Origin of the sequence: Marichromatium purpuratum 984 (assembly GCF_000224005.2) — a bacterium.
In the GTDB taxonomy this organism is placed as follows: Bacteria; Pseudomonadota; Gammaproteobacteria; order Chromatiales; family Chromatiaceae; genus Marichromatium; species Marichromatium purpuratum.
In genome coordinates this window covers 3,147,184-3,160,136 of the sequence record NZ_CP007031.1, presented here as the reverse complement: position 1 = coordinate 3,160,136, position 12,953 = coordinate 3,147,184, and the positions used below count along the sequence as shown (strand labels likewise).

At 66.8% G+C, this 12,953-nt stretch carries 10 protein-coding genes; 9 read left to right on the top strand and 1 reads right to left on the bottom strand.

What is annotated here, in order from left to right; all coding sequences use genetic code 11:
• Positions 1-120: 120 nt before the first annotated feature.
• Positions 121-1,551 (bottom strand): transcriptional regulator PpsR, encoded by a 1,431-nt coding sequence (ppsR, locus tag MARPU_RS13710; protein WP_005221219.1) that lies wholly within the window; start codon positions 1,549-1,551, stop codon positions 121-123.
• 544 nt (positions 1,552-2,095) lie between these two features.
• On the opposite strand from ppsR, the gene bchF reads away from it, so the two are divergent.
• From bchF to puhC, 9 genes are all read left to right on the top strand, one after another.
• Positions 2,096-2,605 carry a 2-vinyl bacteriochlorophyllide hydratase gene (gene bchF / locus MARPU_RS13705; RefSeq protein ID WP_005221221.1) on the top strand — a complete coding sequence of 170 codons (510 nt, stop codon included), beginning with the start codon at positions 2,096-2,098 and terminating at the stop codon, positions 2,603-2,605.
• Positions 2,602-3,879, top strand: coding sequence for a ferredoxin:protochlorophyllide reductase (ATP-dependent) subunit N (locus MARPU_RS13700; protein WP_005221225.1), 1,278 nt, complete (start codon positions 2,602-2,604; stop codon positions 3,877-3,879). The genes bchF and MARPU_RS13700 overlap by 4 nt, the downstream gene beginning before the upstream one ends.
• A 4-nt stretch (positions 3,880-3,883) precedes the next feature.
• Positions 3,884-5,470, top strand: a complete 1,587-nt coding sequence (gene bchB, locus MARPU_RS13695; RefSeq protein ID WP_005221228.1) for a ferredoxin:protochlorophyllide reductase (ATP-dependent) subunit B — start codon at positions 3,884-3,886, stop codon at positions 5,468-5,470.
• Complete coding sequence (locus MARPU_RS13690) at positions 5,445-9,191, top strand: magnesium chelatase subunit H (RefSeq protein WP_005221229.1); 3,747 nt, start codon at positions 5,445-5,447, stop codon at positions 9,189-9,191. Before bchB ends, MARPU_RS13690 begins: the two co-directional genes overlap by 26 nt.
• A gap of 26 nt (positions 9,192-9,217) precedes the next feature.
• Complete coding sequence (gene bchL / locus MARPU_RS13685; RefSeq protein WP_232229554.1) at positions 9,218-10,066, top strand: ferredoxin:protochlorophyllide reductase (ATP-dependent) iron-sulfur ATP-binding protein; 849 nt, start codon at positions 9,218-9,220, stop codon at positions 10,064-10,066.
• Positions 10,066-10,767, top strand: coding sequence for a magnesium protoporphyrin IX methyltransferase (gene bchM, locus MARPU_RS13680; protein WP_005221231.1), 702 nt, complete (start codon positions 10,066-10,068; stop codon positions 10,765-10,767). Before bchL ends, bchM begins: the two co-directional genes overlap by 1 nt.
• A 254-nt stretch (positions 10,768-11,021) precedes the next feature.
• Positions 11,022-11,804 (top strand): photosynthetic reaction center subunit H, encoded by a 783-nt coding sequence (gene puhA, locus MARPU_RS13675; protein ID WP_005221232.1) that lies wholly within the window; start codon positions 11,022-11,024, stop codon positions 11,802-11,804.
• The gene (gene puhB / locus MARPU_RS13670; RefSeq protein WP_005221233.1) at positions 11,801-12,442 is read left to right on the top strand and encodes a photosynthetic complex putative assembly protein PuhB; all 642 of its coding nucleotides are present in this window, start codon (positions 11,801-11,803) and stop codon (positions 12,440-12,442) included. Before puhA ends, puhB begins: the two co-directional genes overlap by 4 nt.
• 12 nt (positions 12,443-12,454) lie before the next feature.
• Positions 12,455-12,913, top strand: a complete 459-nt coding sequence (gene puhC / locus MARPU_RS13665; protein WP_005221234.1) for a photosynthetic complex assembly protein PuhC — start codon at positions 12,455-12,457, stop codon at positions 12,911-12,913.
• The last annotated feature ends 40 nt before the right edge of the window (positions 12,914-12,953 follow it).

Below are 12,953 nucleotides of genomic sequence, written 5' to 3'. Positions count from 1 at the left end.
ATCGTGGGTGGAACGGGGTGCGCGTCTCGGCCCGGGGCGAGGGTGGCGGGCGCCGCCGGGAGGCGCCGACGCTGCGCGCGGTGATGATCGGGTCGGGCTGCATGGGTGTCGAGGTCGGCGCTATTTCTTGTCCGGCGCCGTGGCCTCGGACGCTTGGTCGGTGATGCCGTAGCGGTCGATTTTGACGTACAGGCTCTGGCGGCTCAAGCCGAGCAGCTCGGCGGCCGAGGCGCGATTGTCGCCGGTCAGCTTGAGCGCGGCCTCGATGCAGAGTCGCTCGATGGTATCGGTCGACTCGCGCACCAGCTCCTTGAGCGGTACCCGGCCGACACGTTCGGTGAGCTGCTCGAGCCAACGCGGCTGTTCCGGCGTGGGCGCCGGTTCGGCGCCGAGCCGGCGGCCGACGTCGCGGATGAAGAAGCCGAAATAGGGACGCTCGCCGTTGCGGATGGCCGCCGCCGAGATCTCGACATCGGTGGTCGAGCCGTATTCGCCGCACAGGGTGGTGGCGAACAGCCGCACCGTGCCGTGCTGGCGCAGGTTGGCCATCAGCACGTTGAGGTCGACCCCGGGACGACCCAGCCAGCGGTCGAGCGACTCGCCGCGGGCCTGCTGCTCGGTGGCCACCTCGGCGAGATTGAGGAAGGTGCCGTTGGCGGTGAGCACGCGACCGTCGCCATCGGTGATGACCACGCAGTCGGGGGCGTTCTCGAGCACGCGCAGATAACGCGCGCCGGCCTCCGGGTGAGCGGTCGTCGAGTTGTCGGCGGGCAGTGGCGAGAGCCTGACGAGCAGGAAGGAGACGTTCTCCTGGCGCAACAGCGAGGCCGAGACGAGGAACTCCTGACCGCTGTCGAGCAGTCGGGCGCGCACGTCGTCGGCGCGCCCGGCGGCGCGCACGCCGGCGAGCAGGCCGTTGATCGCCTGGGTGCTGTCGGCGTCGAAGCCCTCGGGGAAGGGGCGGCCGATCACCCGTGCGGGCGCCTCGCCGAGCAGCTGTCCCGACGCCGGGTTGGCCTCGACCACGCGCTGGGTCGGTGCGTCGATGATGAGGATGGCCTCGGAGACCATGCGGAACAGCAACCGATAGCGGGTCTCGACCTGACGGAAGCGCCAGTAGTCGCGCTCGAGCGCCTGCTGGGCGTCGACCAGTTGCTGCTGCAATGCGGCGATGCCCTGGAGGTTGCGCCCGAGCGCCACCACCGAGCCGTCCTCACCGAGCCGCATCGCGCGGTATTGCACCGGGATGTCGGTGCCTCGCGCGGTGGGGTGGGTGACCTGGCGCCAGTGGGTGATGGCGTCGTGCTCGGCCTCGGCGAGCAGCGCCTCGAGGTTGGGGCGGCTCTCCGGGATGACGGTCGCCAGCCACGGCTGGCCGATCCACTCGTCGCTGAACTCCGAGGAGAGATCGTCGCTCCCGTACGCAATATCGCTCACTACGCCTTGGTCGTCGATCACGATGGCGATGTCCGCTGTGCCTTCGATTAACAGCGCCGCTGTTTCGGCGTTGAGGACGCCCAGGGATTCCCTTGGGTCTCTGAACGGACTCACGGCGACCAGACCCTCCACTGCCTATGGGTGCGTTTAGCAGGTTCCACGTCAGGGCCGCAGTGGCAGGCTCACCGAACGAGATCCCAAATGAATCACAAGCCTCCCGGCACCCCGGGCGTTGAAGCCCGTTTGCCACGCTTCGAGGACCCTGGGTCGCCCTGCGCGCGCACGCGGGGGGTGACAAGTTGGGCTCGGATGCGCGATGCTCGCTGCCGAAATCAGGTGTTTCGACGGAAACCAAACCAAGGCGCAATGCGCGGGCTCGTCTCCGTACTTCGATGTTGCTGGATCGAGGCCCGCCCTCTCAACTCTCGAGTGCAACGGAGCGGCGGTCGTCGGTCTGGACGGGCCATGCCGAACGTACCGTGCATGCTGGTGCCAGGGCACCGCAAGCGGCCTCGTTGGACTCGCAACCCTATTGTGGTGGCTTGTGCCGGGTTGTCAAGTCAAGTTTACGTAAAGTTTGGTTGACGCATCTTGGAAAGCGGACTAGATTCCTCATGCATGAAATAACGACTAAGGATCGAAGCGAGCCCGGCCAACGATGAGTCTCCGTCAATCAAAGCAAATCCCGCGCCCGCCGCTTTATACCCCAGAAGAGCGCAGGCGTCGGGACGAATCGCCTTGGACGCTGGTTCAAGGGATTCTTGCGCCCGTTCAATTCGTGGTCTTTCTGGTTAGTCTGTACCTGGTGCTGCGTTACCTGTCAACCGGCGAGGGTGCGCTGGCGGCGACGGTCTCCATCGTTATCAAGACCCTGATCCTCTATACCATCATGATTACCGGCGCGATCTGGGAAAAGGTCGTGTTCGGGCGGTACCTGTTCGCGCGCGCCTTCTTCTGGGAAGACGTCTTCAGCATGTTGGTGCTGGCGCTGCACACCGCCTATCTGGTCGCCCTGGCCACTCACTGGGTGGATGTGACCGGGCAGATGTGGATCGCGCTCGCCGCCTACGCCACCTACGTGATCAATGCCGGACAGTTCCTGATCAAGCTGCGCGCCGCGCGGCTCGAGGGCAACCGCGCGACCAAGCTCGCCGAGGTGACCGAATGAGCCTGGTGACTGAACCCAAGCAGGGCGGTTGTGCGCTGCCCGAGATCACCCGCGAGCGTGGTCAGCGCCAGGTCTTCTGCGGTCTGGCCGGTATCGTCTGGCTGCACCGCAAGATCCAGGACGCCTTCTTCCTGGTGGTGGGCTCGCGTACCTGCGCGCACCTGCTGCAGTCGGCCGCCGGGGTGATGATCTTCGCCGAGCCGCGCTTTGCCACCGCCATCCTCCAGGAGCGTGATCTCGCCGGTCTCGCCGACTGCAACCAGGAACTCGACCGCGTGGTCGCCGACGTGCTCGAGCGCCGTCCCGACATCAAGACCCTGTTCCTGGTCGGATCCTGCCCCTCCGAGGTGATCAAGCTCGATCTGGGTAAGGCCGCCGAGCGTCTTTCCGAGCGCTACAGCGACCGTGTCCAGGTCATCGACTACTCGGCCAGCGGTCTCGAGACCACCTTCACCCAAGGCGAGGACGCCTGTCTCGGCGCCTTGGTGCCGCGCTTGCCGGCGCTGCCGAGCATCGAGCGCTCGCTGCTGGTGCTCGGCACCCTGCCCGACGTCGTCGAGGACCAGTTCCGGCGGCTGTTCGAGGCCCTCGAGATCGGCCCGGTGCACTTCCTGCCGCCGCGTCAGGCCAGCGAGCTGCCCCCGGTCGGCCCTGGCACCTCGGTGCTGCTCGCCCAGCCCTTCCTCGGCGAGACCGCACGCGCGCTGCACAAGCGCGGCGCGGCGCTGCTCTCGGCGCCCTATCCCTTCGGCGTCGAGGGCACGCTGGCCTGGCTCAAGGCCGCCGCCGCCGCCTGGGGCGTGACCCCCGAGCGTGTCGACGAGGTCGCCGCGCCGGCGGTGGCGCGTGCCCGCCGTGGGCTCGAGCACTATCGCGAACTGCTCGCCGGCAAGCGCATCCACTTCCTGCCCGACTCCCAGCTCGAGATCCCGCTCGCGCGCTTTCTCCAGCGCGAACTCGGCATGGAGCTGGTCGAGGTCGCCTCGCCCTTCATCGATCGTCAGCTGATGGAGCCCGAGTTGGCGCTGCTGCCCGAGGGCGTGCGGGTCACCGAGGGTCAGGACCTCGAGACCCAGCTCGATCGCGTGCGCGCCGCGCGCCCCGACCTCACCGTCTGTGGACTGGGGCTGGCCAATCCGCTCGAGGCCGAGGGGTTGCGTACCAAGTGGTCGATCGAGCTGGTGTTCTCGCCGGTACACGGATTCGACCAAGCGGCGGATCTCGCAGAATTGTTCGCGCGCCCGCTCACCCGCGGTGCGCTGTTACAGGTTTGACATCATGCAGCTGACGCTCTGGTCTTACGAAGGGCCGCCCCATATCGGCGCGATGCGCGTTGCCGCCTCGATGAAAGGCGTCCACCTGGTGCTGCACGCGCCCCAGGGAGATACCTATTCCGATCTCCTGTTCACCATGATCGAGCGGCGCGACTCGCGCCCGCCGGTGACCTATACCACCTTCCAGGCCCGCGAACTCGGCGCCGATACCGCAGAGCTGGTCAAGGACACTATCCAGGCCTGCTACGACCGCTTCTCGCCCGAGGTGCTGCTGATCGGTGAGTCCTGCACCGCCGAGCTGATCCAGGATCAACCCGGCGCGCTCGCCCAGGGCATGGGGCTGCCGATTCCGGTGCTGCCGCTGGAGTTGCCGGCCTACGCGCGCAAGGAGTCGTGGGGCGCCAACGAGACCTTCTACCAGCTGGTCCGCGGCCTGCTGCACGAGCGTCGTCCGGCGCCCGGCGAGTCGCGTCCGCCGCGCCCCGAGGGGCAGCGCCCGCGCGCCAACCTGCTCGGGCCGATCTCGCTCGGTTTCCGCTGTCGCGACGACGTCACCGAGATCACCCGGCTGCTCGACATGATCGGTGTCGACGTCAACGTGGTCGCACCGCTCGGCGCCGCGCCGGCCGATCTGCTGCGTCTGCCCGAGGCCGACTTCAACATCTGTCTCTATCCCGAGACCGCAGATCAGACCTGCCTCTGGCTCGAACGCATGTTCGGTCAGCCGACGGTCAAGACGGTGCCGCTCGGCATCGGCGCCACCCGCGACTTCATCGCCGAGGTCGGGCGGGTTGCCGGGATCGATACGGGCAGCATTCCGATGCCCGACTGGTCTAGAATGCCGTGGTACTCACGCTCGGTTGACTCGACCTATCTGACCGGCAAGCGGGTGTTCATCTTCGGCGACGCCACCCATGCGGTGGCCGCAGCGCGGGTGGCCAGCGAGGAGCTTGGATTCACCGTGGTCGGGCTCGGTACCTATGCGCGCGAGTTCGCTCGTGAGATCCGCGCCGCGGCCAAGCAGTACGGCGTCGAGCCGCTGATCACGGACGACTATCTCGAAGTCGAGGCGCGGGTGGCCGAGGCGCATCCGGAGCTGGTGCTCGGTACTCAGATGGAGCGCCATATCGCCAAGCGTCTGGGAGTGCCGTGCGCGGTGATCTCGGCACCGGTGCACGTGCAGGACTTCCCGGCGCGCTATGCCCCGCAGATGGGTTTCGAGGGCGCGAACGTCCTCTTCGACACCTGGGTCCACCCGTTGATGATGGGCCTCGAGGAGCACCTGATCACCATGTTCAGGGAAGACTTCGAGTTCAACGACGCGTCGACTCCGTCGCATCTGGGACATGGCGCGAGCCCCGGGCGAGCGCCCGAAACCGCCGTGTCCGCGCAGCCCGAGGAGACGCCCGCCGAGGCCGGCGATCCCGCTGCAATGGCTTGGGCACCGGAGGCCGAGCAGGAACTGAAAAAGATTCCGTTCTTCGTGCGTGGCAAGGCCAAGCGCAACACCGAGCGCTATGCCACGGAGCGCGGGATCCAGACCATTACTGTGGAGACGCTCTACGATGCCAAAGCGCATTTCGGCCGCTGATCAGCGCGCCAAGAAACCCGATGAGACTCCGGTTCGCGTCGTCATCATCAATCTCGACGGGCATCTGGCGGGAACCACCGAGCGCGCGCTGCCGGAGGTCCGGCGCGACCTCCCGGGTCTGGAGCTGAGTCTGCACGCGGCGACCGACTGGGCCGGTGACGCCGAGTCGCTCGAACGCTGCCACGCCGACATCGCCCAGGGCGACATCATCATGGTCACCATGCTGGTGATGGAGGAGCACTTCCGCCCGATCCTGTCGGCCCTGCAGGCGCGTCGCGACGACTGCGACGCGATGATCGTGTGCATGTCGGCCAGCGAGCTGATGCGCCTGACCAAACTCGGCGGCTTCACCATGGACGGCAGCGCCCAGGGTGGCCCGATGGCGCTGCTCAAGCGGCTGCGCGGCAACAAGGAGCGCAAGCAGCAGAGCGCCGGTGCCCAGCAGATGTCGATGCTGCGTCGCATCCCCAAGCTGCTGCGCTTCATCCCCGGCACCGCGCAGGACGTGCGCGCCTACTTCCTCACCCTGCAGTACTGGCTCGCCGGTTCCGCCGACAACCTCGGCAACATGATCCGCTTCCTGGTCGACCGCTACGCCGACGGCGAGCGGCGCCATCTGCGCGGCACCCTCAAGGTCGGCGCGCCCATCGAGTATCCCGAGGTCGGACTCTTCCACCCCGCCGTCAAGGGTCGCATCACCGAGCAGCTCGCCCAGCTCCCCAATCCCGGCAAGGGCGGCTTCAAGGGGCGTGTCGGCCTGCTGCTGATGCGCTCTTACGTGCTCGCCGGCAATTCCGGGCACTACGAGGGCGTGATCAAGGCGATCGAGGCCCACGGCCTGCAGGTCGTTCCGGCCTTCGCCAGCGGCCTCGACGCCCGCCCGGCGATCGAGAAGTTCTTCATGAAGGACGGCAAGGCGACGGTCGATGCGGTGGTCTCGCTCACCGGCTTCTCGCTGGTCGGCGGCCCCGCCTACAACGACTCCAAGGCCGCCGAGGAGATGCTCGAGAAGCTCGACGTGCCTTACATGTCGACCCTCGCCGTGGAGTTCCAGACCCTCGACCAGTGGGAGGACTCCGAGCAGGGACTGATGCCGGTCGAGTCGACCATGATGGTGGCCATCCCCGAACTCGACGGCGCCACCAACCCGATGGTCTTCGGTGGGCGTACCGGTGACGGCAGCGGTGATGCTAACCGCGACATGAACGCCAAGGGCGATCGCGCCGCGATGCTCGCCGCCCGTGTCGCCAAGCTGGTGCGGCTGCGTCGCGCCGAGCGCGCCGAGCGCAAGGTCGCGGTGGTGCTGTTCAACTTCCCGCCGAACGCCGGCAACACCGGTACCGCCGCCTATCTGTCGGTGTTCTCCTCGCTCTATCACACCCTGGTGTCGATGAAGGAGGCCGGCTACGGCGTCGAGCTGCCCGAGAGCGTCGATGACCTGCGCGAGCGCGTGGTCAACGGCAACGCCTCGCGCTTCGGCGCCCATGCCAACGTCCACACTCGCATTGCCACCGACGATCACGTCCGTCGTGAGCCGCACCTCGCCGAGATCGAGGCGCACTGGGGGCCGGCTCCGGGTCGTCAGCAGAGCGACGGCGCCTCGATCTTCGTGCTCGGCGCCCAGTTCGGCAACGTCTTCGTCGGCATCCAGCCCTCGTTCGGCTACGAAGGCGACCCGATGCGGCTGCTGTTCGAGAAGGGCTTCGCTCCGACTCACGCCTTCTCGGCCTTCTATCGCTATATCCGCGAGGACTTCGGTGCCCACGCGGTGCTGCACTTCGGCACCCACGGCGCGCTCGAGTTCATGCCGGGCAAGCAGGCCGGTCTGTCCGGCGCCTGCTGGCCCGATCGTCTCATCAACGATCTGCCCAACGTCTACCTCTACGCCTCCAACAACCCCTCCGAGGGCGTCATCGCCAAGCGCCGCGCCGCCGCGACCCTGGTGAGCTACCTCACCCCGCCGATCGCGCATGCCGGTCTCTACAAGGGGTTGGTCGAACTCAAGTCGTCGATGGAGCGGTGGCGTTCGCTGCCGCCGAGCGAGACCGACGAGCGCGCCCAGCTCGCCGAGGTGATCCAGGCCCAGGCCGCCGAGCTGGAACTCGCCGAACTCGAGCCGCAGTGGCCGGCCGCCGAGATCGACGCGCGCATCACCCGGCTCAACGAGGAGGTGCTCGAACTCGAGTACACCCTGATCCCGCACGGTCTGCACGTGGTCGGCGAGGCACCGACCGACGAGGAGCGCATCGACACCCTGGTGGCGGTGGCCGAGTCGACCCGCGACATTACCCCGGAGCGTGCCGCGGTCGCGGCGCTGGTCGCCGGCAAGTCGCCGGAGAAGGCGCTCAAGGCCGGCAAGATGCCGACCTCCGAGGCGAACGTCGAGCTGTTCCGTGAACTCACGCGGATCAACCAGCAGTTGCAGCAGGACACCGAGACCCCGGCGATCCTCGCCGCGCTCGACGGGCGCTTTATCCCGCCGGCGCCCGGCGGCGATCTGCTGCGCACCCCGGAGATCCTGCCCACCGGTCGCAACCTGCACGGCTTCGATCCCTTCCGCATGCCCAGCCGCTTCGCCCAGCGTGACGGCACGCTGCAGGCCAAGCTACTGATCGAGCGTCATCTGGCCGAGGGCAATGGCTTCCCCGAGAGCATCGCGCTGGTGCTCTGGGGGACCGACAACCTCAAGACCGAGGGTGGTCCGATCGGCCAGGCCCTGGCGCTGATGGGCGCGACCCCGCGCTTCGACAACTACGGTCGACTGTGCGGTGCCGAGCTGATCTCGCTGGAAGAACTGGGACGGCCGCGTATCGATGTGGTGATGACCCTCTCGGGCATCTTCCGCGACCTGCTGCCGTTGCAGACCAAGCTCCTCGCCGAGGCCGCCTTCCTCGCCGCCGAGGCCGACGAGCCGGTCGAGCAGAACTTCATCCGCAAGCACGTGCTCGAGTACATGGAGGCGCACGACTGCGACCTCGAGACCGCCGCGCTGCGGGTGTTCAGCAACGCCGACGGGGCCTACGGCGCCAACGTCAACAACCTCATCGACAGCAGCAGCTGGGACGAGGACGACGAGCTTGCCGAGACCTATACCCGGCGCAAGAGCTTCGCCTACGGTCGCTCGGGCAAGCCGATGCAGCAGACCGAGCTGCTCAAGGACGTGCTCGGCAAGGTGCAGCTGGCCTATCAGAACCTCGACTCGGTCGAACTCGGCGTCACCACCGTCGACCACTACTTCGACACCCTCGGCGGCATCGCCAAGAGCGTCGGTCAGTTCAAGGGCGACGAGGTGCCGGTCTACATCGGCGACCAGACCCGTGGCGACGGCGTGGTGCGCACCCTGGCCGAGCAGGTCGCGCTCGAGACCCGCACCCGCATGCTCAACCCCAAGTGGTACGAGGGCATGCTCAAGCACGGCTATGAGGGCGTGCGCCAGATCGAGGTCCACGTGACCAACACCATGGGTTGGTCGGCCACCACCGGTCAGGTCGCCCCCTGGGTCTATCAGCAGCTCACCGAGACCTTCGTGCTCGACGACGAGATGCGTAACCGCTTGGCCCAGTTGAACCCCACCGCCTCGGCGAAGGTCGCCAACCGGCTCATCGAGGCGCACGAACGTAACTACTGGTCGCCCGACGAGGCGACGCTCGAGGCCCTGCGCAAGGCGGGCGAAGAGCTTGAAGATCGGCTTGAAGGCGTCGTCGAGGAGGCTGCCGCGTGACGAAGTACCTGGACGGAGAGGGCAGCATGCAGGTGCAGCTCGATCCCAACCTGCAGATCGAATCGGCCAAGGTCTTTGCCGTCTACGGCAAGGGCGGGATCGGCAAGAGCACCACCTCGTCGAACCTGTCGGTGGCCTTCTCGAAGCTCGGCAAGCGGGTGTTGCAGATCGGCTGCGATCCCAAGCACGACTCGACCTTCACCCTGACCAAGTGTCTGGTGCCAACGGTCATCGACGTGCTCGAGTCGGTCGACTTCCACGCCGAGGAGTTGCGTCCCTCCGATTATGTCTACGAGGGCTACAACGGGGTGATGTGCGTCGAGGCCGGCGGTCCGCCTGCCGGGACCGGTTGCGGCGGCTACGTGGTCGGTCAGACGGTGAAGCTGCTCAAGCAGCATCATCTGCTCGAGGACACCGACGTGGTGGTCTTCGACGTGCTCGGCGACGTGGTCTGCGGCGGTTTCGCCGCGCCGCTGCAGCATGCCGATCGCGCGCTGATCGTCACCGCCAACGATTTCGACTCGATCTTTGCGATGAACCGCATCGCCGCGGCCATCCAGGCCAAGGCCAAGCATTACAAGGTACGGCTCGGCGGCGTGGTGGCCAACCGTAGCCGTCAGACCGACGAGATCGATCGCTTCATCGAGGCCGTCGGCCTCGAGCGTCTGGCGCACCTGCCGGATCTCGACATCATCCGTCGCAGCCGACTGAAGAAGTCGACCGTGTTCGAGATGCAGCCGGAGCCGGACTCCGGGCTGGAGGCCGCGCAGCAGCAGTATCTGCAGCTCGCCCAGCAGCTCTGGGACGGGGTCGAGCCGTTGGACGCGCGACCGATGCGCGATCGCGACATCTTCGATTTTCTGGGGTTTGACTGATGGCCGAGGGTTCCTATCAACAGCGTCGGAGTCAGATCAAGACCTACTTCGACCGCACCGCCTCCGAGGCCTGGTCGAAGCTGACCTCGGATGCCAAGGTTTCGCGTATCCGCGAGACGGTGCGCGCCGGGCGCGACGACATGCGCAACACCCTGCTCAGCTGGCTGCCGGGGGATCTCGCTGGCAAGCGCCTGCTCGATGCCGGGTGCGGGACCGGGATGCTCTCGGTCGAGGCGGCGCGCCGCGGCGCCGAGGTCTGTGCCATTGATGTGGCGCCGAGCCTGATCGAGGTGGCGCGCGAGCGTCTGCCGGCCGATCTGGAACCGGGCGTGGTCCATTTCGAGGCCGGTGACATGCTCGACCCGGCCCACGGACGCTTCGATTACGTGGTGGCCATGGACTCGCTGATCCACTACAGCCCCGAGGACGTGGTGGATGTGCTCGCCGGGATCGCCGAGCGCACCAGCGGATCGATCCTGTTCACCTTTGCGCCGCGGACACCGCTGCTGGCACTGATGCACGCCGTCGGCAAGTGGTTCCCGCGCAGCGACCGTTCGCCGGCGATCGTGCCGGTGAGTCTGGAGCGACTGCAGGCGCTGATCGCCGCTGAGCCTCGACTCAGCGGCTGGAAGCCTGGTCGTACCCACCGGGTCATGGTCGGCTTCTACACCTCTCAGGCCCTGGAGCTGGTGCCGGCATGAGTGTCTGCCCCAGGGCGCAGTGCACACTGCCCACGCCGCGCGTGGGTGTGTCGGGGCCGCGCCACGGGGCGGGGAGGGGGCCGGTCGAGACCGGTTATGGAGTCGTCACATCACGCGAGTTCGTTTTTTCATCTGCCACGTTGGTCGTCACTGGTCCGCTTGCGGGTCTGGCCCATCGACCCGGTCCAAGGCGGTCATCGCGCTTCGGTCTGGCCGGTTAGCCGGCTGGCCATTTGTCCTACGGAGGTCACAACATGTCTGCTGCCATCACTGAATACATCGATGTTGCCCAGCTAGCGATCTGGGCATTCTGGTTCTTTTTCGCTGGTCTGATCTACTATCTGCGCCAGGAAGACAAGCGCGAGGGTTATCCGCTCGATTCCGACCGCACCGAGCGCTCCGGCGGTCGTGTCAAGGTCGTCGGCTTCCCTGGTCTGCCCGCGCCCAAGACCTTCATCCTGCCGCACAACGGTGGCACCGTGCAGGCGCCGAACCCGAAGGCCCCTGAGACCAACCTCAAGGCCAAGCCGGTCGCACCCTTCCTCGGCGCTCCGATCGAGCCGATCGGCGATCCGATGACCGCTGGCGTCGGCCCGGGTTCCTCGCCCAACCGTGAGAAGCACCCCGACCTCACCGAGGATGGTCGTCCGAAGATCGTGCCGCTGCGTGTGGCCACCGATTTCTCCATCTCCAGCAAGGATCCCGATCCGCGTGGCATGACCGTGGTGGGTCTCGACGGCGAGGTCGGTGGCACCATCACCGATGCCTGGATCGATCGCGCCGAGCCGCAGATCCGCTATCTCGAGCTGAAGACCACGAAGGGTGGCAAGCAGGTGCTGTTGCCGATCAACTTCTGCCGCTTCAACAAGAAGGAAGGCAAGGTCAAGGTGCTGTCGCTGCGTGGTGAGCATTTCGCCAAGGTGCCGACCCTGGCCAACCCCGATCTCATCACCCTCTATGAAGAGGACAAGGTCTGCGCCTTCTATGCCGCGGGCAAGCTCTACGCCACCGAAGAGCGTGCAGAGCCCCTGCTGTGAAGGAATACGACTTCGAGCCTATTCGGGGTTTGCCCGAGCAGCTTCCTCCTGGTGAGGAGCTGCTCTGGCAGGGCGCGCCGCGCTGGAACGTCCTGGCGCGGCGCGTCTTCCACGTCAGGAAGATCGCCGTCTACTTTCTGCTGCTGGCAGTGCTGCTGGCATTCGGGTGGGCGGAGCAGGGCGGCATTGCCGCCGTGGTGCAGGGATCGCTGTGGATCGCCCTGTTGGCGGTGCTGGCCATCGGTGCCCTCGCGCTGCTGGCCTGGGGAATGGCGCGGACCACGGTCTACACCATCACCTCGCGTCGGGTGGTGATGCGGATCGGTGTGGCGCTGCCGATGATGATGAATCTGCCCTTCGCGCAGATCCGCTCGGCCGATCTGCGTCGCTACGCCGACGGCTGTGGCGACATCCCCTTGCTGCTCGCCGAGTCCGCGCGTCCTTCCTACGTGCTTTTCTGGCCCCATGTCCGTCCCTGGACCTTCTCGCCTCCACGTCCGATGTTGCGGTCGATCCCGGACGTCGACCGGATCGCCGGAATCCTGGCCGATGCGCTCAAGGCCTTCGCCGAGAGCGGAGAGGCGCAGGATGCCGCGAGCGACAGCGAGGCCGAGTCCAGTCCCGCAGCCGCTTCCTGACGAGGTCTCATCTTGAGTGATCCATTTGGTGAACGCCCGTTTCCGCGGGGCGTGCTGATCGCGGTCGCGATCCTGCTCGGCTCGATCATCCTGATGATCAGCATCGCGCGTCTCACCGGTATGTCGCCGGAGCAGATCCCGGTGGCGCCGGCGGTCGAGACCAGGGATCTGCGCTTCGAGTCGCAGCCCGAGGACGTGCTCGCCGTCTACGACGACGCCACCGGCGAGCTGATCGAGACCTTTGCGCCCGTCGAGGGTGGTTTCGTGCGTGGCGTACTGCGCAGTATGGGGCGTGAGCGCATGCTGCATCAGGCCGAGGCCGGGGCACCCTTCCAGGTAGCGCGTCGTGCCGACGGTGCGATCACCCTGGAGGACCCGGAAACCGAAATCCTGATCCGGTTGCGCGCCTTCGGTGAGAGTAACGAAGGCGTGTTCGCCGAACTCCTGGACGCCGAGCCGGTCTCCCAGTGAGTCCATTCGTGGCGCGTCCCCGCGTGGGGACGCGCCTGCT